Annotated in this window: 14 protein-coding genes, 1 tRNA gene and 1 pseudogene; 11 read left to right on the top strand and 5 right to left on the bottom strand. The window is 45.3% G+C overall.

The genetic code is table 11. The features are described from left to right. Positions 1–181: 181 nt before the first annotated feature. Positions 182–2107 carry an alpha-amylase family glycosyl hydrolase gene (locus tag QUA78_RS26395; RefSeq protein ID WP_333303933.1) on the bottom strand — a complete coding sequence of 642 codons (1926 nt, stop codon included), beginning with the start codon at positions 2105–2107 and terminating at the stop codon, positions 182–184. A 586-nt stretch (positions 2108–2693) separates the two neighbouring features. Next, the gene (locus QUA78_RS26390) at positions 2694–2933 is read right to left on the bottom strand and encodes a hypothetical protein (protein WP_333303935.1); all 240 of its coding nucleotides are present in this window, start codon (positions 2931–2933) and stop codon (positions 2694–2696) included. A gap of 64 nt (positions 2934–2997) precedes the next feature. Here QUA78_RS26390 and QUA78_RS26385 point away from each other — a divergent pair, with 64 nt between their 5' ends. Then, positions 2998–3171 (top strand): hypothetical protein, encoded by a 174-nt coding sequence (locus tag QUA78_RS26385; RefSeq protein WP_333303936.1) that lies wholly within the window; start codon positions 2998–3000, stop codon positions 3169–3171. 159 nt (positions 3172–3330) lie between these two features. Here QUA78_RS26385 and QUA78_RS26380 read toward each other — a convergent pair whose 3' ends face one another. Continuing rightward, positions 3331–4194 (bottom strand): Npun_R2479 family HD domain-containing metalloprotein, encoded by an 864-nt coding sequence (locus QUA78_RS26380; RefSeq protein ID WP_333303937.1) that lies wholly within the window; start codon positions 4192–4194, stop codon positions 3331–3333. Positions 4195–4429: 235 nt separating this feature from the next. After that, positions 4430–4744 (bottom strand): Mo-dependent nitrogenase C-terminal domain-containing protein, encoded by a 315-nt coding sequence (locus QUA78_RS26375; RefSeq protein WP_172186305.1) that lies wholly within the window; start codon positions 4742–4744, stop codon positions 4430–4432. Positions 4745–5068: 324 nt separating this feature from the next. Between QUA78_RS26375 and QUA78_RS26370 the strand changes: the two genes are divergently transcribed. After that, positions 5069–5884 (top strand): cobyrinic acid a,c-diamide synthase, encoded by an 816-nt coding sequence (locus QUA78_RS26370; RefSeq protein ID WP_172186304.1) that lies wholly within the window; start codon positions 5069–5071, stop codon positions 5882–5884. A gap of 169 nt (positions 5885–6053) precedes the next feature. On the opposite strand, the gene QUA78_RS26365 is transcribed toward QUA78_RS26370, so the two are convergent. Beyond that, positions 6054–7097 (bottom strand): AI-2E family transporter, encoded by a 1044-nt coding sequence (locus QUA78_RS26365; protein WP_333303938.1) that lies wholly within the window; start codon positions 7095–7097, stop codon positions 6054–6056. 469 nt (positions 7098–7566) lie between these two features. On the opposite strand from QUA78_RS26365, the pseudogene QUA78_RS26360 reads away from it, so the two are divergent. The 9 genes and pseudogenes from QUA78_RS26360 to QUA78_RS26320 all read left to right on the top strand — a co-directional run bounded on the left by QUA78_RS26360 (position 7567) and on the right by QUA78_RS26320 (position 20374). Next, positions 7567–8584, top strand: a pseudogene (locus QUA78_RS26360) (IS701 family transposase). Positions 8585–8927: 343 nt separating this feature from the next. Continuing rightward, positions 8928–10079: a glutamate--cysteine ligase gene (gshA, locus tag QUA78_RS26355; RefSeq protein WP_333303940.1), complete on the top strand. Its 1152-nt coding sequence runs from the start codon at positions 8928–8930 to the stop codon at positions 10077–10079. A 238-nt stretch (positions 10080–10317) separates the two neighbouring features. Further along, positions 10318–10779, top strand: coding sequence for a tRNA (cytidine(34)-2'-O)-methyltransferase (locus tag QUA78_RS26350; protein ID WP_172186301.1), 462 nt, complete (start codon positions 10318–10320; stop codon positions 10777–10779). 581 nt (positions 10780–11360) lie between these two features. Next, positions 11361–13835 (top strand): peptidoglycan DD-metalloendopeptidase family protein, encoded by a 2475-nt coding sequence (locus tag QUA78_RS26345; protein ID WP_333303941.1) that lies wholly within the window; start codon positions 11361–11363, stop codon positions 13833–13835. A 138-nt stretch (positions 13836–13973) separates the two neighbouring features. Beyond that, positions 13974–14046: transfer RNA gene (locus QUA78_RS26340), tRNA-Met, on the top strand. Between the two features lie 126 nt (positions 14047–14172). After that, positions 14173–14772: a peroxiredoxin gene (locus QUA78_RS26335; protein WP_333122030.1), complete on the top strand. Its 600-nt coding sequence runs from the start codon at positions 14173–14175 to the stop codon at positions 14770–14772. Positions 14773–14884: 112 nt separating this feature from the next. Continuing rightward, positions 14885–15424, top strand: coding sequence for a redoxin domain-containing protein (locus QUA78_RS26330; RefSeq protein WP_333399107.1), 540 nt, complete (start codon positions 14885–14887; stop codon positions 15422–15424). A gap of 214 nt (positions 15425–15638) precedes the next feature. Then, the gene (locus QUA78_RS26325) at positions 15639–19691 is read left to right on the top strand and encodes a hypothetical protein (protein ID WP_333306843.1); all 4053 of its coding nucleotides are present in this window, start codon (positions 15639–15641) and stop codon (positions 19689–19691) included. Between the two features lie 122 nt (positions 19692–19813). Beyond that, positions 19814–20374 (top strand): Uma2 family endonuclease, encoded by a 561-nt coding sequence (locus QUA78_RS26320; protein ID WP_333188936.1) that lies wholly within the window; start codon positions 19814–19816, stop codon positions 20372–20374. The last annotated feature ends 208 nt before the right edge of the window (positions 20375–20582 follow it).

Genomic DNA, 20582 nt, shown 5'->3' with positions numbered 1-20582 from the left:
TTTCAACCTGTAGCGCTTATGTCTCTACTCAAACGCTACATATGGGAATTTAGAAATTAGATGCGTTTACTCTACTAAATAAACCGGGTTTTACAACATAATCGAAAGCCTTAAGGAAGTATTTTCGTCCATTAAACCCGGTTTATGCACCCAGGACTGTCTCACTCAAAACTCAAAACTATTAAGACTCCCGTCCACTCGCCCACTTATCTCGCCATTTCACAGTCCCTTCCGAAACTAAAACCCAGCGGCGACAAACCAGATTTTCTCGCAGTGGCGACTGTCCTTCCCGTAGCAGCGCATACTTATAAGAAATCAACTTCCCCGCACTTTCATTAAAAGGAATTTCTCCAAACCAAGTATTAGTATTGATATACTCCAACGGGTAACCCTTACTAATATCCCAATTCCCCAATTCAGGACAATCTCCAATCACCACAATTCTTTCCCCAGGCTGAGTTTTAACGCTGTTAAGCTGCGCCCGCACAATCGTTGTCGCCTTAACTCGCTCTCCGACGCGGCTAAAAATCATTACTTCCCGCGCACCCAACTCTAAATTGTACAGCATCCCGTCTTTAACTTCAAACTTGCGGCGCGATAAAACCTCCGTATGCTCTCCATCAGGCAGCTCAGTATCAACCTCTTCAATTGTAACAGCATTGCCGCGATTCATCGCTACAAACACCACAGAATCGCGATAGCGGCGCACGTAACAATAAACATCAGCAGTTAGATATTTTTGCCAGTGGCTCCCCATCGAAATAGCTGGATTCAACCGCCGCAATCCAGACAGCAACCGCACATCTCGGTAAATCGGCGAATCAATATCCCACTTTTCCATCATCGGGCGGTTGTAAGGGTCATTTCCCCCTTCTGTATCATCGTGCAGATACTGTTCGGTGCCGTAATAAATGCAGGGAATGCCGCGAGTCGTCATAATTAAACATATCGCCAACTGCAGCATTTCTGGATCGGGATTTAACGACTGAAACCTCGGCATATCGTGGTTGTCAATAAAAGTAATCAACTCTGTCGCCCCGTAGTAGCGGTGATCCAAATTCAGGACATCTTGGACTAACTTAAATCCCGCTTCAGCACCCTGTCCCAATACTTCTCGAATTGCCACGCACAGACCAAAATCTAAAATAGTCATCCCCGACTCGTTGACAAATTCCACAGAACGATCGTTTCTAGGATCGCTGTAAATCCATTCCCCAAAAATGAAAACATCAGGTCTGTGTGTTAAAATGTCAGCATTAAATTCCTGCCAAAACCAAATAGGCATATGCTTGACTGTATCAACCCGCAAAGCATCAACACCTCTGTCTAGCCATTGTTTAATTGCTGATTTAATGTAATTGCGGTAGGCAATATTGTTTTCGTTGAAAGTTGCTAAACCCGACAGTTCGCAGTTTTGGACTTGCCATTCATCTTCCCAGTTTCTGACTTCGCCGTAGTGGTGATACCAGTTATCTGCATCGTCGTTAAAGTCAGCTATTTTTATGCCGTCGTCGTAGAGTTCCCCTTTTTTGCCGCTAAAATCTGGGTTGCTGTGATTGCAGACAATATCGAGCACGAGTTTCATATTTCGCTGGTGCAACTCGTCTACTAATTTGTCAAATACGGTATCTTTTGTTTCTTGTGTTTGGTTGATAGAAGGATTGTCGCCTGTGGCAATGAAGCGGGGATTTAGTCGCTTGAAATCTTTAGTCCAGTAGCCGTGAATTGCAGCTTGTTCGACAAATAATGCTTCTACTTGCTCGAACAGTGGCGTCAGCCAAACTGCGGTAACACCCATATCTTTTAAGTAGTCGAGTTTGTCGATAACTCCCTGCAAGTCGCCGCCCCAATATTTGCCCCAATCTTTGCCTTCTGGATCGTAAAGTTCTGGGTTGGGACCTTCGTTATTTGTGGGGTCGCCGTCGTAAAAGCGATCGACTACAATGAAATAAATTGTTTCTTGTCGGAATTCAATGTCTCTGGTGTAGAGGAACTCTAAATCGAGTTCGCTTTCTGGCTTAACTTCTTTGACCAGAGACTCAATTTTTTTTTCTGGTTCGCTAACTTCGTATTGAGAGGAAGTTTGATTGGGAGTGACTGGTGTCATGAGATGTATTTTTTTATATTGTAAGATTGGTCAGTTCTTCGGAGCTAGAGTCGGAGATAGCTTTCCCTCTGACTGACTTTTACAGCATCATACGGAATTTACTCGTTTAATGGAATCTTCCTTTAGAGAGAGGGCAGACCCATCCTTAAGCATTAGTTGGATGAGAGTTAATATTTAGGGTAATTCTCAATCAAAGAGCCAGAGCGTCAAAAACCTGCGCTACCAGGCTAAGCCTGGTAAAGAGAAAAGGTAGAGTAATTGTGCGATCGCACTTTTTCCCTTCCTTTGATTCCTCTGGCAAATTTGGGATATCTTCAACTATCAAACCGTTAGTTTGACTGATTGTTTGATTGTCGAGTAGATGGAGAAGCTGCCTAGCAATTTCCAGAGCCTTTTCTCTCGTTCCCCGTTCCTTTCCTTGCTGTATTCCTTTACGCTTACTATTATGCAGTAGTACCTAAAACAGTCTTTGTACTGAGGACTTTATTCTTCAGATTATGAATACTAAAGTCCTCACTACAAAGACTGTTTATTACGAGTAATTGAGCGGACATCATATCAGAGGTTGACATGGACATCGCATAGCCTACCGACTACTTATATTCTCTTCTGTCAAATCGACTTGTCGAATCTCTTCTAGCGTCATATCCAAACATTCCGCGATTTGCTCATCGCTCAATCCTATTGCTTGCAAGTGAGCAATCGCCTCTATTTTAGCCTGCTGCTTTCCCCGCAAAAACTCAGGCGACTCTGGAGGTGACGCACAGATATTTACTGAGCCGAATACCAATGATGCAGATGTAACTTGGGATGGGCGCGTTACCAAACCGGAAAAACTCGTTTACGTTCCCGACCAATGGTCGATCGAATACCTCAACAAACTTCATCAAATGTTTGACGAGTTTGGTTTAAATTTTGGTGCATTCGATATCATTCGCGACGAGGATGACACCCTCTACTTTATCGAACTCAACCCTAACGGACAGTGGTATTGGAGCGAAATTATCACTAAAATGCCTATGGTTCGCGCAATGGTCGAACTCATCGAAGATTTAGCACTGTAATATGAACAGGATTTAAGTGAGCAACGGCTAAAAAAACAAAATACCCAGAAACCCGACTTCAAGAAGTGCAGCCGATATCTAAAAGAAGAGCATTTTACGTTTAGCTAGAGCGACCTACTTATCCAAAAAAAGATCTATCGCCCGAGATATACCCAAACCCTAGCTAACTACAGCCACCGCAGACTCTCGCACCTCCGAATGCTCCACCCGGAAAACATTTGCGCTCAGATTAGCAACAACTTGTTTCCCGTGCTGCGTCAGTTCCAAATAGCCGATCGCATCCTTGACATACCGATAAACCACATTCCAATAAAACTTTGGATAACCATCCCGCAACTCCCCCGGATTCTGATAGCCCAAAACCAGATTCTGCCCAGTCTCCTCAAACTCGTAAAACAGCGCAGCAACTTTTTGCAAATATCGCGGATCGCTCAACTGACCAATTAAATCAGCAGCGCGAACTAAACCCGGATAATTCGCAGTATCTTGATAATCTTCATCCGCAGGAACCGGGAAACGAGTCAGCTCAATATTACGCTTAACCAGCTCAGCATCAATCAGTTTGTGACCGCCAAAACGCTCGTCAATAAACATTTTTGCCCGATCGACATGATAAGGAGTCAAACTCGCATCCGTCGCCCCCGGAGGTAGCTTCACTTGCAAATCCTCTATCCCCGTTGCATACAGTCTCAAATCAGTTCGATCTTGCCGACAAACCCCCTTCACATACCCGATATCCTGACACAGCAAAGCAATGTGGAAATGCAGCCAATGTTCACATAAAACACCTCCCTCGCGGATGTGCTTCCCGCGCAGAATCTCCTGTCCCACCAAGGTCACTAAAATAGTGTGTTCCACATTGTGGTAAAGAGCATCACTATTAGCAATATTTTCCAAAGCCATACTCGCTACCCAAGCAATAATCTCGGCATAGTCAGATTTGAACCCGCCGTAGGTATGGCGGTAGCCTTCAATCAGCCGATTTACAAAAGCCTTAATTAGCAGTTCATTTGCGTTAAACATATTCATTTCCCTGTGCCAAAGTAGCTTGTTAAATTATTTTTATAATAATTGTTTTTTCTGTTACCGTTTGATATTATTTTGGGCTTAACCGCGACGATGGATGCCTGCTCCTATTGAGAGGCATCCAGTGCTATTATCAACGATTATGACTTAAATTAGCGATCGCACAACTAGCAGTTTCACGCACCCCGTACACAATTCAAATCAATGGCGTTCGAGGTATGACACCCCTCAATCAGCAGTACGGCGTTACATCTTCCCCGCATACGTCAGCTAAAAAGGAGAGCGACCGAAAACGCAACCCCACTAATTCTTCATACACAGGATTCAGCTTGCACATAGGCGGTATGTGGAAAAGATGATGTCCCAATAGCTGGATATCTCTCTCAAAAGGACACTGTGCTGGTATAAGTTGGCACAACCACCGAGCTACTTGCGGATCTCCCACTGCAATGCGATCGAGCCACTGTCGCACTGGTTGGACGAGGCGATCGCCAAAACTTAAGTGTTGGCATTGATTTTTAGGAAAAATACTTGTAGTCGAGTTCATAATTAACCTCAGTAATCATTACTAACAAAGAGTTATGAATCACCCTTCTTAATCATCAACCAAACCCGCCGTTGCTCGGGTGACGTGAATTAGTTTTATGCGTGACACTCGTTGACCCAAAATGTGATGCGAAGAATTACCATTTGTGATTTAAAATTTGCAAAAGTGTGAGACAGATCACGCCCCCCTGTTCCCTACAGAATGTATATTTAGATAGATGGCAATAAAATATGACAGAATAACTTGTAACCCTCGGTCGCAGCTTCCCCCTCCCATCATCTGCGATATAGTACTCTGTCTACTTACTGATAAAGGTATCAGGCAATGATTCAAGAAAAAAATAGATGTGCCGACCTTGCTCAACGCCGACACACAGATATCATGCTGGAAAAACTTCCTCTAGAAGTTAAAGAGTGGGCCCAAAGCTTGCCTTGGAACCAGCGGCGCTATGTCTTGTCCCTCTGCTACATCTTGTGCGCATCTACTCCCGACTTGCAAGCAGAATTTTTAGATGATTACACAGCAGACGGTTTAGTCTCAAAAATGTTTGAAGATGTAGATACTCTACACCGAGTCAAAGAGTATTTAATCAGATTTAGAGTCAAAAAAGAATTAAACGAATCAGATTTAAGAAGCTACATCAAACAATTTTATATCCACTCAGCTCAACAAGCGTGCCGAAAAACTGACCAATATTTAGAATCTGCACTCCGCTTCGTCTTGAGTACAGAAGAACGCAATAATGTTTTTAACTACATTTTGGGCTTTGAATTTATTAAAATTGTGTTTCAAATGACTTGGTTGCAACACGAAAGATTAGCGAGACTGCAAAAAAATCAGTCGCAGTTTATTGAAACCTATATCAAGCCGATTCAACACGCACACAAAATTAATGCCATAATTGTACCGAAAGATGAGAGAATATTTTTTGCCAGACGCGCCTATTACGTTCAACAGCCTAACATTTCTTACAAAAAACTGATTGAGTTAGTCATGGCCACTTTTACTACAGAAATGGTTACTTACTGCGGATTTTCCATCAGCCTCCACGCTCAATCTCTGCGTTTTGACTGCGATTACATTTACGATCCAGAACCAGAAGAAGAAAGATTTCCTACTGACTTGCAATTTATTCATTGAATTTACGCAGTAAGGTGCGCAGGGATCGGTGCATCCTACGTTGCTTTTTTCTCTTTACTTTTACTTGGGCGTTACGCAAAGGATAGTTTTTCAAGAATTGGGGTTCTAGCCTGCTGCTTAAAACCTGGCTTTTAAGCCGGATTTGATATAAAAAGGAGAGCTATATCAATTAAGCTTCCGCTTGCATTTCTTCAATTTCAAACCAGCTAACTATCACTCCCGCTAGCGGAATAGCCAGAAATATGCCTAAAAGTCCTGCCGATCTTGCGCCTACTAACAGTGCAAAAAACACCACTACCGGATTGAGGTTAAGCGAATTTTGCATGAGTCTCGGATGAATAAAGTTGTCTTGAATTTGCTGCAAAATAATGCAAGCTGCCAATACTTTTAAAGCTAGCCACACATTTTGAGACAATACAATAAAACACACTAAGCTAATTCCCAGGGTGGCTCCGATCCCCGGAACTAAATCAAACAATCCGATAATAAATGCTAAAATCAAAGGAAATTTCACATCTAACAGCAGGAAAATTACAAAGCTTGCTGTTGTCAAAAATAACATTAAGAGAATTTGTGCCTGAAAAAATCCTAAAAAGTTTCGCTCTATTGTTAAACTTAAACGCCTGTGCAGGTGTCTGGGTATAAATTTGAGAACCAACAGCCAGAGCCTCTCTCCATCAATTAACATGAAAGAAGCAACCACCATAATTAATATTAAATTCAATAAATTGGTTAAAAATACTTGTAAAAAAGCAATACTCGAAACAACTCCAGCCAAAGCTTGATTTCGTAGTTGTTCCTCAATAACTCGCAGGTTAACTTGTAGGTTTCTCGCCCGCAGAAATGCTTCGATGCGCTCCGACAGAGGCGCCAGAGCATTCACAAATTCAGTCATGCTGTCAATTAATTGCTGCCCTTGAGATAAAAGAGTGACGCCGACGGTGACGGTGAGACCGCCAAAAACTAAAATGGTGAGCAAGACAACGAAGGCGACAGCTAAACTTCGCGGTAAAAATCTCTGGAGAGTTCGCACCGGATAGTTGAGCAAAAAAGCCACGAGTGCAGCAATCGTGAAAACCGCGACAGCAGTTTCAAAGTAAGCTAAAAGTTGCAGTCCAGCCCAACCTGTAGCAAATAAAAGCAAAAACCGGACTAAGACTAAATTGCTTAGCATATTCCAAAAATTGGGAGGAGTTCTTTCTGGCTCTTTCACAGGGATTTCTAGGGGTTAATAATAGCTCAAAAATATTGCAGAGTGATCTTTTAGATTCGCACTAAAGATATATCTGCGGCTATCCCCCTCAAGGCAGAAAACAGATGTCGAAGGAAGAAGGAAGAAGCTAGAAGGAAGGAAGTAGGCAGTGCTTTCTGACTTCTGTCTGAGGCAGGGGTGTGTTCTCTTCACCATAAGGGCGATCGTAACGAATGCCCAATGAAACACGCCCGCGATCGAACAAACAGCCTTTCTGAGTCAGGACTTACGCACGAACGCTATATATAGCGTACCCTCTTCCCAGACTAACTAGAGCGATTCCTGACGCTACCCCTGGCTAGAAAATCGATTGAACTATTGCTAGATTTTATATTTCTTATGTTTTTTATAAGATTTTTTTATGGATGGAGGGGACTTAAGAGAAAAGCTTGGCTGTAAAATAGCAGACGAGCAAAAAAATCTATTGCGTATGAAATTTACTACGCTTGACTACTGTCAATATTTACTAAGCAGTCAAATTAATTATACGGTGACCAATCTGGCTGACCATCTCAAGCGGTGCAGCCACGATACTATTAATTTATTATTAAAAACTGAAAAAATCACTTCCCGGATGCTTTGGAAGCAAGTTAAGCTGATTATCCAAACTGATGAAGGAGGTTATCTTTTATTTGACGACACAGTTATTGATAAAAGATTTGCCACTAAAATCGAGCTGACTCGCCGACAATATAGTGGAAACGAAAAACGGGTAATTCGGGGGATTGGTCTAGTTACTTGCATCTATGTCAATCCAAAAAAAGGGCTTTTTTGGATAGTGGATTACCGCATTTATGACCCCGATGGAGACGGAAAGACTAAACTAGACCATGTAGAATATCTGCTCAAAGGTATAGTCTATCACAAGCAATTGCATGCATGGGAGCGACAGAAATGGATAGTTGGTATGCGACAAAAGATTTAATGCTGTTGATTGATAGCTTGGGTAATTTTTACTACTGTCCGCTTAAAAGAAATCGATTAGTTGATGATACAGGAGGGGTAGAAAAGTACAAACGAATTGAAGATTTAACGTGGAGTAATGCTGAAAATGAGTCAGGTAAAATTGTAAAAATTTGCATGATTTGCCAAGGTTAACAAAGTGAAATTATTTCGGGTAGTTGCCTCAAACGGTGACACGGAATATGTTGCTACCAACGATATGTCTCAGTTTTCTACGGATGACGTTAAAGATTTATGCGCCAATCGATGGAAAATTGAGGAGTTTCACAGAGAACTGAAACAACTGACTGGAGTAGAAAAGTGCCAGTGTAGAAAAGCCCGGATTCAAAGAAATCATATTGGGTGCGCTATTCTAGTCTGGCTGAGGTTAAAATACCTCGCCAATCAGATGAATTTGACTATCTATCAACTTAAAACTTGGACTGTTATCAGACTATTTAAGTCGGGAACTACAAACCCCCACTCTTAAGATGACCTTGCTCTAGTTTTGGCTTTTATATTTCAATTTCCTGGGGTTGATGAGCGTGGGTTTTAAAGCTGTATCCCGTCCGAAAGGCTTAGCCTTCTCTCTGAAGCTAAACGCTACATATAGTGTTCATGCGTAAGTCCTGTGAGTCTAAAACCGCCTCGGAAACTCTTTGCGATGGCAGTATTTGTCGTGCCAGCCCGATCGCAACTAACACACAAACGCTCAAACTTGCTGGCGTCGAAAAACCCGGTTTCCGTGTCAGCCTCGAAAAATTTCAACTCTGCCTCGTGGAAGATAGTATGAACAGGTCAATTTTTGGGATACTAGAAACTAGCACTCAACTTAGCTGAGGAACAAACGTGCTGCTATCAAAAGGCTTTGAAGTAGAAATGTATACCGGCACTCCCGAAGGTGAGGTTGTCGGTCTCTCCGATCGCATAGTTGCCGATCTAGAGGGATTTGTGCGGGAGCCTGATAGCCGCAATGTGGAGTACACGACCGCCCCGCTGTGCAGCTACGATCGCCTGCTGTGCGCCTTAGTCAAGCCGCGAGTCCGGCTGCGCGAGTATCTCAAACAATTGGGCGACTATACTTTGCTGCCGGGAAGTACCTTGTCTCTCGGAGGGAGCGATCGATTTTACAGATCCGATCCCAACAACCCCTACCACACCTACATAGAGCAAACCTACGGCACCAAAGTCGTCACCGCCAGCATTCACATCAACATCGGCATCTCCCAACCAGAACTGCTGATGCGCGCCATCCGCCTTGCCCGGGTCGAAGCACCGCTGTACCTTGCCATGAGCGCCTCTTCCCCCTTCCTCGACGGCGAAGTTACGGGCTATCATTCCACTCGCTGGGGTTTGTTTCCCAAAACTCCCGCCATCGTCCCGCTGTTTGAAAGTCACAGACATTACATCCAGTGGACTGAAGAACAGCTAGAACTCGGTACCATGCAAAACGTCCGCCATTTGTGGTCTGCCGTGCGGCCAAATGGCGATCGCCGACCCTACTGTCTCAACCGCCTGGAACTGAGAATTTGCGACCTCGAAGTAAATCCTCTGGCTTTGTTGGCCATCACTGCCTTACTAGAAGCTCGCATTTGGCAGATGATGGAAGACCCCAGCTTAGACCCCTTAGAACTCAGCACCTTACCGGCGGCCACCCGCAACCAAGACTTAGTTGCGCTCACAGACGCCAACGAAATTGCTGCATCCCAGCAAAGTTTGGATGCCGAACTCACCCACTGGCAAGACGGCAGAACTATTCTGGCACGAGATTGGATTGAGGAAATTTACCGAGAAGTCTGGCCGATCGCCAAAAAACGAGGCTTTAGCTGCTTTCTCTCGCCGCTCAAAAAGATTCTCCGGGAAGGTAACACCGCCCAGCAGTGGTTGAAGCTGCACGAGGGCGGTTCGGACACCCGCAGTATTATTCTGCAAGGGATTAATGGCATGGCTCACCAAGAATGGGAGCTCGAAGACAACTTGTGCGCCCAGTTAGTTGCGTGAAGTACCCGCCGTTATTATAAGGGGGGCTTTCACTAGCCCCCTGGCTATGCGTACTCAGCCAATAATAGAAATAGCCGGAACCTCGCGAAAAAGTGGCAGAGCGACGCTCAAAAAGCAATCAGAATATTTAATCAATGGAGCTGGACAAAGGTTATAAATAAAAGCTATAAGGTATATCTACCTTTGGGTAGTTTGATAAATTTTACACTTGCTGTATTCACTGCTTTTAATTAGCTTCATGCCCCAACTTGTCTTGATTCACCCGCAAATCCCCCCGAATACTGGCAATATCGCCCGCACTTGCGCTGCCACAGGCACGGAATTGCATTTAGTGGGCCCCCTGGGGTTTGAAATTAGCGATCGCTACCTGAAACGAGCCGGCTTAGATTACTGGCCCTACGTCAATCTCCACTGCCACGAAGACTTAGCGGCTTTTCTGGCCTGTCGGCAGCAGCGCGGGGGACGATCGATCGGATTCAGCACTGGCGGGCGATACAGTTACGCGCAATTCCAATTTCAGGTCAGCGACTGGCTGATGTTTGGATCGGAAACTGTAGGCATTCCCCAATTCGTCTTAGATGCCTGTGACGCCACAGTTTTTATTCCTATGAGCCAGCCTGGAGTCAGGAGTTTGAACCTCTCCGTCAGCGCCGCTGTAGGTTTATTTGAAGCTAAACGACAGTTGGGCGAGCTGGGATAAATCATTATCAACACATAAATATATAGATATTTAATAGCTGCCGGAGGCTGCCAAATCTCGTTTTTTATATAAGAAATTTGTATCAAAGCAGTGAAAATCTAGATAGCTGAGATTAATATATTTTATTCATTCAAAAACAGATTGTTATCAGCAACACCAAATTACTCGCAAGAGGATTCAGCAACAAAAATAGAGGATTTTAGCGATTTAGGGCGTGAGCGAGCACCAGCTTGGGTCTGAACACTATATCTAGTAAATATACGGTTGTTGGCTGTCCGGAAATTAGCATAAAGTCGGATAATAGATGAGAGTCATCGCCTTACCGGAACGAAGATTTTATGTATTCGTTCCAGCTATTGCAGTGTAAGGGTTTTGGGGTTAATTGCAGCAGGTTTGACCGAGAATTTCAAAATTTCTGACGGTTTGAGCTTGTCTAAATTAAAAAAGCAAGGTAATCTGGCCTAAGCATGATAGCTGTCAACAATCAGAATATTTTTGCTTGTTGATTTAAATTCAGCGTCATGCGATCCCCTTGAGTGTTTCCAAGGACAGTTAGCGCTTCTCAGTAGGAGGTCGTTTTTTTGAAACGAACATATCCCCAAATCAAGCCTGTTCAGGCTAGTGAAATCGACAAAGACGGTTCTGCGGAACCGTCCAAACAGACAACGCTCAGCACAGGCAGAGTTCGCTCTCTCGCCACGATCGGGCTGGCAATATCGGTAGGTGCTTCTGGCATCCTGCTACCGAGAAATGGAGACAGCGCTCGCGCGTCTGAACTCGCACCGACATCTGAATCCACCGCTGAAGTACAGCCAGTCTCGGCCAACGGGCCCGCTACCTCCGCACAAGTTGATGTTTCCAGGGCCGAACAGCCCGGATCGCCTTCTGACCCAGTTACGGTTAATGTGCAGCAGGGGCAAAGCCTTTGGGAGCTGTCTCGGGATTATGAAGTTGAACCGTTGGCACTAGCAACTGCTAACGACATCAAACCCGATACCCTACTCCAAGTTGGTCAAGAACTGACAATTCCTATGGCTCCGGGAGCCGCGCCACAACAGAACGCCGCCGACTCCGCCGTGGCTTCGCTAGAGCGCGCAGCGGCGGTCAATCCCGAAGAAAAGTTAAATCTGGCTGGCTCCGAGCCGTTGGATAGTGCTGCCCTGACAGCGCAGCCATCAACCGCAGCGACCCCGCTGGTCACGGCGGTACCGGAACAAAGTTCGATCGACTTCCCGAACGCAGACGGGGCGATCGACAGTTTGAAAAAACAGGAAAACCGCACCACAGAATCTGGTCGGGCCCTGTTAGGGTATGAAGGGGGAGCAAATTTATCTACACCTGCGGCATCTTTGCCGGAGTCAGCACCGACGCTGGCATCCCCCGGCTCTGCAACTGAGACAACTATTCCCGATCTCGGGACGACACCTGTAATTCCCAATGCCGGGGTCGGTCAAGCAGCATCGCCCGATCGAGCATTCGAGTCAATTGAACAGTCTCTGGCAACACCGAGTTTGCCCTCGGCTGTGCTAGTCCCCCCTGCGGGAAGTACCGCCGCGCCGGCTGGGGTACTCTACAGCGTGCGTCCGGGAGATACGCTAGATGCGATCGCCAAAGGTCACGGCGTATCACCCAAAGAGCTGATCTCCGTCAACAAGCTCGGCAACCCCAACTTGCTGAACGTCAATCAACGGCTGAAAATTCCCCAAGTTGGGTTAAATAATCCAGCGGTGCAGGCGGCAGCCTCTTATTCTGCCTCCAACTCTACATCTGTATGGTCTGCGGCTTCGGTTCCCGCATCTTTGAACCCCAGCTCGTCTACCCCGGAAATAGCCAGTGCTGGCGTTGGATCGCCCGCGTCCACAGTGCCGGTTGTCTCTCCCCTGGCGAACTTGGAAGGTCTGAACAATATTTCAGCGCCGATGGTTCCCCAAATTAATAGCATTCCGCTAACTCAAGTTTCCCAAACCATTAGCGACCCCGGGAAGCTGGATCTTCAAGGCGAACCAACCTTTACAGGTGCAGTTGATACCAGTGCCCTGCCAATGCCAGCCAGTGCAACTGCTACCGCTATCGCTACGGGAGAATACCCGCAGCCGATCGGCTTCGTGCCAAATACTAGCGCCCAGGCTTCAAATGCCTATGCAACTAGCGCTTTACCAGAGTCGAATTCGGAGGCTCTCCCTACCGCAGAAGCTCTCAACCCTTATTCCGAACGCTTGAGGGCAGAAGTTGTCAGGCTGCGAGAGGAATATCGTGCCTCGCGCAATTCGATCGGCGCCAATGCGGTGTCCCTGACTCCAACGGACGGGCCCTCGGTCAACCCGTCTGAGGATATGCCAAGTGTAAATCCATATCTCTACACCCCCGACTATACTGAGGCGGTGCAGAATGAAATCAGCAGACCGCCATCGAGAGCCTGGTCTGAGCAGGTTCAGAAGCAGCAGCAAGAGCGTTTAGACCCCGCTCGCGCAGCGGAACTGCAACCGATAAACCTGACGCCGACCTCTGCTCAGCAGCGGCCTGTGGTAGCAACTGCTCCTATGGGGGCAGACGGTTACGATCCCCTAAGCAACCCGTCTTTGGGACGCATGGTTTCTCCAGAACTGCCTCCGCTTTCGAGCCCTGATACTTATCTGCCTAACGGCAAACAACAGTCGGCTAACGGGTTTATTTGGCCGTCTAAGGGCGTTCTGACTTCTGGCTACGGTTGGCGCTGGGGACGGATGCACAAGGGAATTGATATTGCAGGGCCGATCGGCACGCCTATTGTGGCAGCATCTGACGGGGTGGTTACCTATGCTCAGTGGAATGACGGCGGCTACGGGTATCTGGTGGAAATTACCCATCCAGACGGCACTGAAACTGTCTATGCCCACAACAGCCGGATTTTGGTGCAAAAGGGTCAGAAAGTCGCTCAAGGGGAACAGATTTCCGAAATGGGCAGCACGGGCTTTAGTACCGGGCCGCACTTGCACTTTGAAGTCCATCCCGCCGGACAGGGTGCTATCAATCCAATGGCTTTTCTGCCCGACGATGCGTCCAGCGCTTCTCGGTAACGACTGGTCGGAAGTTATGGGTTTTGAATGATTACCAAAACTCATAACTTTTACTGGAAGTTATTAGAAATAGTGTTGTTTGAAAAGAAGACATAGCTCGCCCTACCGTGCTACGATAGTAAATCGTGAAGTAGATTTGGCTCAGTGGCGCAGTGGTTAGCGCAGGGGACTCATAAGCCCAAGGTCGCAGGTTCAAATCCCGCCTGAGCCATTTTTTAATCAAAAAAACCGCGCTCTCAATTTTGAGAGCGTGTTTTTTTGATTTCTCTAGAACATACTTGTAGTCGTTATGAGTATGATATATTTGTAACAGTTCGTAAAAAAGGAAACAAAATCTATGACCAGTGAATGCCTCCGGGTTGGTCAAGCTGCACCCGATTTCGCAGCAACAGCCGTAGTGGATCAGGAGTTCAAGACAGTTAAGCTGTCAGACTATAAAGGCAAAAAGTATGTAGTCCTGTTCTTCTACCCCTTGGACTTCACCTTTGTGTGCCCGACTGAGATTACAGCATTTAGCGATCGCTTCGAGGACTTCAAGAAAATCGATACCGAAATCCTCGGCGTATCCGTTGACAGCGAATTCTCTCACCTCGCTTGGATACAAACAGACCGCAAATCAGGCGGTGTCGGCGACCTCAACTATCCCTTAGTTGCTGACCTCAAAAAAACAATTAGTTCTGACTACAACGTCCTCGACCCAGAAGCAGGCATTGCCCTCAGAGGTCTGTTCATCATCGACAAAGAAGGCATCATCCAACACTCTACTATCAACAATCTTGCCTTCGGCCGCAACGTGGACGAAACTCTCCGCACTCTGCAAGCTATCCAACACGTCCAGTCTCACCCCGATGAAGTTTGTCCCGCCGGCTGGCAGCCCGGTGACAAGACTATGACTCCCGATCCGGTCAAGTCTAAGGTATTCTTTGCTGCGGTTTAAGCACATTTTATTTGTACGGGCACGGCGCTGCCGTGTCCGTACCCGCAGAGGCATTCATTTAACCGGATTTTTAATTACCAATTAGCAATGAGCAATTACGCAATTAGGAAATATGCTGACTTCTACTAATTTTAGCGGCTTGTTAAATCAGCGGTTTTTCCAAAATTTATTGCCTGTTCCGGCGACTAATGTTCTGAAGCTGGGACAGAGGACGCCAGATTTTGAATTGCCGGATATTAATAATGGCAAATTGGTACGGCTGTCGAATTATCGGGGCGATAAGCCAGTAGTTCTGGCTTTTACGCGGATTTTCACAGAAAAGCAATATTGCCCTTTCTGTTTTCCTCACATTAAAGCTTTGAATGAAAACTGGGAAAAATTTGCCGATCGCAATATAGAATTATTGATGATTGCCAGTACCGACGATCGCCAAAGCCAAATAGTTGTTAGAGACTTAGGCTTGAAAATGCCTCTGCTGTCCGATCCCGGCTGTCAACTGTTTCGGGCTTATCAAGTCGGTCAGGCTTTAGGTGCTCCTTTGCCCGCTCAGTTTGTTTTGGATGCAGAGGGAAAACTCCTCTTCAAACATTTGTTTTCTTTCATAGACCACAATGCTAGTGTGGACACTTTGCTGCAATATGTCGATCGGTAAGAAGATCGGTGCTGTGTCCTAATTGGGAGTTTCTAACCGCTGATGCACGCTGGTGTAGGCGCATCAGCGGGATTTTTTTATGGGTTGATACTGGCTGCTACAGCTTTTTAGTTATAAATACTTATTGTGCCAATTGGGATGGCGGAATGTTGTCATGTTCGCTCGACATTAATCTAGGCTATAGCTTGAAGGTACCTAGTACAAGTTTAAACCGATGTCGTCTCCCAAAGGTCGATCGAGCAAAATTGAATTGAGCGTCTTAGCGTCGCATCCTGAGTTGTTGACAGGTTTAGAAGCGTGGCTGCGGCTGGGTTTGCTTTCGCCCGCCGAGGTTGAGGAATTGTGCCGACAGTATTTAGTCTGCCCGCTTCCCGATCCCGCTTTAGACGTTTCTGAAATTGACGATAGCCAGATCGCTCCTATTGCCGAGCCAAAAGTACCTGCCTTATCAACGCCTCAAGCATTACCTAGCAGCAGAGAAAGCGTTGCTACACCTACAGAAACTACTCAAACCCCTAATTTTATCGCTCAAATTTTGCACTCGCTAATGGCAGAAATTAGCGTGGTGTGGCTGTTGTTTTTAGGAGTGTTCATGGTAGTTGTCTCCTCAGGAGTCTTAGCTGCCAGTCAGTGGGAAAGATTTCCTGCTGCCGGACAATATGGAGTTTTGTTAGCTTATACTTTAACTTTTTGGGCGATTAGCAGTTGGGCAAACAGACAGCAGAATTTGCACTTGACTGCTCAAACTTTGCAAGAAGTGACGCTGTTGCTAGTGCCGATCAATTTTTGGGCAATGGATACTTTTGGATTGTGGCGGTATCCTTGGGACTGGGCGGTAGCAATCGCAGCGGCACTTGTTTTGACTTGGATAACTGCCCGGATTATAAAAGATCAATATCAAAGCTTTTCAGGAAAAAACATCGCTCGATCGATCGCCCTAAATCACTTGGGATTGAGTTATTTGCACTGGGGGTGGGGAAGTGTCGGCTTTTCCCTGGCTGCGGTTTATTTAGGTACAGTGGGAACTGCTGCTGCTACAGTTTATCAAGTTCAGCAACAACGATTGCAATCTATCCAACGCGCGGGAAATACTGAAACATTCGCCGCTACTTTCAGTTCAAGCAGAGAGTTTATAACTTACAAAAAAGCGGCTTTAGTAGCTTATTCGTTAGGAATTTTACTGGGTCGAGCGATATTTGTCAAGGATGTAAATATCGCTGAAATGGGTTTAGCTTTGGCGATTTGTGGCGTGCTTTTAGCATGGCTGGATTGGCAGCAACCCCTCGCATCTGGGACTATCAAAAACAATATATCCGACCAGCCAAATCCCAGCAACTTTTTTAACTGGCAATTAGCGGGAATGGGTTTGGTGGGTTTGGGATACCTGGTTTGTTTTCGCGACATTCCGCTACAGGCGATCGCAGTTAGCGGATTGGCTCTTTGGTTTTTTTATAATCGTTTAGTGCGGTTTTGGCAAGAATTTGATTTGCTAATGCTTGAGGCGGTGGGACTTCAAAGTATTTGGCTGTTTTGGCGAGTGCTTCCTTTAGGGATTAAAACACAATTTGTTGCATTTTTAACTCAGCTTACAAACTCTCAGCAAACTCCTTGGGCTTTTTGGGGTGTTCTGCTCTTGCCTTATTTAATTTTAATGGTAAGTGCGGCGCAGTGGCTCTACCGCAAGCAAAAGTTCCAACTTGCCCGTTTTGGCGAAAACCTTGCTCTCAGTTTGGGGAGTGTTTTAACTGTTATTAGTTTAGTCAATCCGTTTTGGCGATCGCTCAATTTATTAGTTTCTACTTTTATTTTAGGTTGGATCACTTGGAAATACGTAATTCCCGATAATTTCCGGCGAGTTTCGAGGCCGGCTTCTGCGAGTGAGCAACAGGGAAATCCGGCAATTTTGGTTCCCATAACTCACATTATGAGTTTAGGCGCGCTCGCTTCGGCAATTGACTTATTTTTCCCAAACCTGACACCCAATATTTGGTCGGCAATATTATTAATATTCATGGCGAGTGAATGGGTATTTTTTGTCTGGATGAAAGCGGCAAATTCCCGAGAAAACTCTGCATTTTTCCGCTGGCACACTGCATGGTTCCAAAGTTCCTGGTATTTGGGCTTAGTATTAGCAGGATTCAGCTTTATATTGTTGCAAAATTATGTGCTTGGGGGTACGGCCACTCATCGCGCTCAGTGGAGTTTGCTCTGGCTGGCGACTCCTTTGGCTTTGACTGCTGTTGCTAAATATACTGAGGTTCCTCACAAACAAATTGCCAGTACCTTTAGTACGATCGCCCTAATATTCGCACAAGTTATAATTTTTATTTTTCCGGGATATCGGTTAATTGGTCTGGGTTTTGCAGCCGGATTGATGTTGGTCAATACTTACTATTTAGTCGAGATACCAGCGGCTGTGATTGGAGTGGGGTTTGGCTTGAGTTTCGTAGCTGCGGCGATCGATCAATTCGGTTTTGTGTCTGGTTGGCTTTGGGGAATTGCCGGGGCGATCGCTATTTTGTGTTTGTGGTTGCTTCGCAGCATGATTCTTCGTTTTTCCAGCCGTTTGCCTGAGCCTTTTCCATTAGCTGAAATTTACGATCGAGCTTTAGATGGGTGGGCAATCTTACTGACAGGCTTGCTGTTAACAACTATTACTTTTTATTCCTATGAACTATACGCAGGCAGTACCTTGAGTTTTCCGCCCTCTACTGAAGTTTTGGCTGCTATTTTGGTGATAATGGCTGCGATAATTTTCCGAAGTTTACGCCAACTTTACCCTCTGGCAATTTATGCTGTGGCTTGGAGTTTGGAGTTATTGACAGCAGTCGGTTTGAGTTTTGTCGATCGCACTACGATTAATTTGGCAGTTGCTAATATTGCTCTCGGATTGTTTACTCAATTGTTGGGGGATTGGTGGCGGCGGCGCCACCCCGATCGAACAAATTTACCTAGCATTCATTTTATACCTTTGGTTTACGGGGTATTGGGTTTAACTTTCCGATCCCACACTTTTGCGAATTGGACTGGTTTAACTGTGTTGGGTGCGTCTTTAATTGCGATCGGCATTGGTAGGCGGGAGCAAGAATTCAAACCTTTGGTTTATTTGGGATTAATTGGCGTGTCCGTTGCTGCTTACGAATCGCTACTCTATCAACTTTTTCAAACACCGGGAGGAGTTTTTGGCGACGGCTTAATTGTCCTGGCAACTCTCGGCACAACTTTAACCTATATATATCGCATTTTATCTCCTTGGCTCAGCAATTATTTACATTTAACTAATGCAGAGTTAAAAATATTTACTCACCTGCACTGGGTTTTGAGCAGTTGGCTGCTGATTTGGGCTTCGGCCAATGATATTAAATCCGGCTTAAGTTTAGGATTAGTCACTGGTGCTTTATTAGTTCAATATGCTTTCCTGCAAGGGCGAAATAATCTCGATCGCCAATGGGCAGAAATTTGGATTTACTTGGGTTGGCTAGAAGCCTTTGGCATCCGGCTTTACTGGATCAATACACCTTTAGTTAAGTATATTTCCGGGCCGCTGGGGCCTTGGAAAGTTGCCCTCGCTTCTCTATTAGCTTATTTCATTTACATTTTGCCTTGGGACAACTGGGGTTGGTCAAAAAAACCTTGGCAGGTAATTGCTTCGCTGATTCCAATAGTTACTATTTTGGAAAGTCCGGCTAAGTTTTATCCGATTAGCTTGCTGATAGCTGCTACCTTCTATTTTTTCCTGGCTTGGGAAAGGGAGGAAGTCCGTTTTACCTATGTAAGTGTGGCGATAATGGACTGGATAATGCTGCGGTGGTTCTGGCAAATAGGATTGACTCAGCCAGAGTTTTATGTTACTCCTTTAGGACTTTCTTTACTTTACATAAGTCAGTTTGACCGCACTCTCAAATTAACAGCACAAAAACCGCTGCGTCACACTCTGCGAATGCTCGCAACTGCGCTGATTTGCGGGATACCTCTTTTGACTCAGCAAAGCCACGGTTTAGTTGCCGCCGCTTTTAGTTTAATGGCGATTGCAGCGGGTTTGGCGCTGCGAGTTCGGGCGTTTTTGTTTGTGGGGACGGCTGTATTTTTAATCAATGTTTTCTATCAGTTGGTGGTTCTGATATTCGATTATCCGTTGATTAAATGGGCGATTGGTCTGGCTTTTGGGATTGTGTTTATCTGGATTGCTGCTACTTTTGAAACTCGGCGCGATCGCATTTCTGCTTTGGTGCAGCATTGGGTTGTGCAATTGCAATCCTGGGATTAGATTCATCGATTGTAACGCGGGCAATGCCTGCCCTACTGAACGACTACTGGCCGATGTAGTATAATCACATTATTAAACCTGGGTCGCAGACAAAAACTCCAATATTCCTGTACGAAACAATGATGACAACTCAGTTAATCAAGCGGTTATTTACAGTAAAAGAATATCATCATATGATTGAAGCTGGCATCTTGACCAAAGATGATAAAGTTGAATTAATTCGAGGAGAAATTGTTCAAATGGCCGCCGTTGGTAGAAGGCATACATCTCATGTCAAGCGTCTGACAGAGTTATTCTATATCCGCTTATTATCGAGAGTAACCATTGGAGTTCAAGATCCGGTAGAATTGGACGATCACTCGGAACCTGAACCGGATATTTCTTTACTACGGCGGCGCGATGATTTTTACGAATCGGGACATCCTCAGTCTGAGGATATTTTACTAATTGTGGAAGTAGCGGATGCAACCGCTGAAACTGACAGAAATATCAAAATTCCTCTTTATGCCGAAGACAATATTGTAGAAGTTTGGCTGGTAGATATTAACGAGCAATGTGTAGTAGTTTATCGCGAACCTTCTCCCTCGGGATACCAAAATATTCAAAGATTTCAGCGGGGTCAGGTTTTATCTATTCTAGCTTTTCCAGATGTAGAAATTGCTGTAGATAATGTGTTGGGATAAAAGAACCAAACTCATACCATTTTAGATTTTAGAATTGGAAAGGATATCGCATCCGGTTGCATGAGAATTAATATTACCCACAGTCAGGACACGGCACTGCCGTGTCCCTACAATTAATGCTTGCGATAGTTATACCAAATTCCTAAAGTTCTGCTACAGATATAGCCTCTAAAATAAATTCCCATCCCGTCAAAGAAGCAATAACTTC

The sequence above is a fragment of the Microcoleus sp. K4-B3 genome, from assembly GCF_036704615.1.
Taxonomy (GTDB): domain Bacteria; phylum Cyanobacteriota; class Cyanobacteriia; order Cyanobacteriales; family Microcoleaceae; genus Microcoleus.
Note: the sequence above shows the minus strand (reverse complement) of the source record. Positions and strands in the feature narration are given on the sequence as shown.

Bases quoted from the DNA above. Each gene is read 5' to 3' on its own strand.
- QUA78_RS26395 (WP_333303933.1), bottom strand. From the start codon at position 2,107: ATGACACCAGTCACTCCCAATCAAACTTCCTCTCAATACGAAGTTAGC.
- QUA78_RS26385 (WP_333303936.1), top strand. From the start codon at position 2,998: ATGTTTGACGAGTTTGGTTTAAATTTTGGTGCATTCGATATCATTCGC.
- QUA78_RS26380 (WP_333303937.1), bottom strand. From the start codon at position 4,194: ATGTTTAACGCAAATGAACTGCTAATTAAGGCTTTTGTAAATCGGCTG.
- QUA78_RS26375 (WP_172186305.1), bottom strand. From the start codon at position 4,744: ATGAACTCGACTACAAGTATTTTTCCTAAAAATCAATGCCAACACTTA.
- QUA78_RS26370 (WP_172186304.1), top strand. From the start codon at position 5,069: ATGATTCAAGAAAAAAATAGATGTGCCGACCTTGCTCAACGCCGACAC.
- QUA78_RS26350 (WP_172186301.1), top strand. From the start codon at position 10,318: ATGCCCCAACTTGTCTTGATTCACCCGCAAATCCCCCCGAATACTGGC.
- QUA78_RS26335 (WP_333122030.1), top strand. From the start codon at position 14,173: ATGACCAGTGAATGCCTCCGGGTTGGTCAAGCTGCACCCGATTTCGCA.
- QUA78_RS26330 (WP_333399107.1), top strand. From the start codon at position 14,885: ATGCTGACTTCTACTAATTTTAGCGGCTTGTTAAATCAGCGGTTTTTC.
- QUA78_RS26325 (WP_333306843.1), top strand. From the start codon at position 15,639: ATGTCGTCTCCCAAAGGTCGATCGAGCAAAATTGAATTGAGCGTCTTA.
- QUA78_RS26320 (WP_333188936.1), top strand. From the start codon at position 19,814: ATGACAACTCAGTTAATCAAGCGGTTATTTACAGTAAAAGAATATCAT.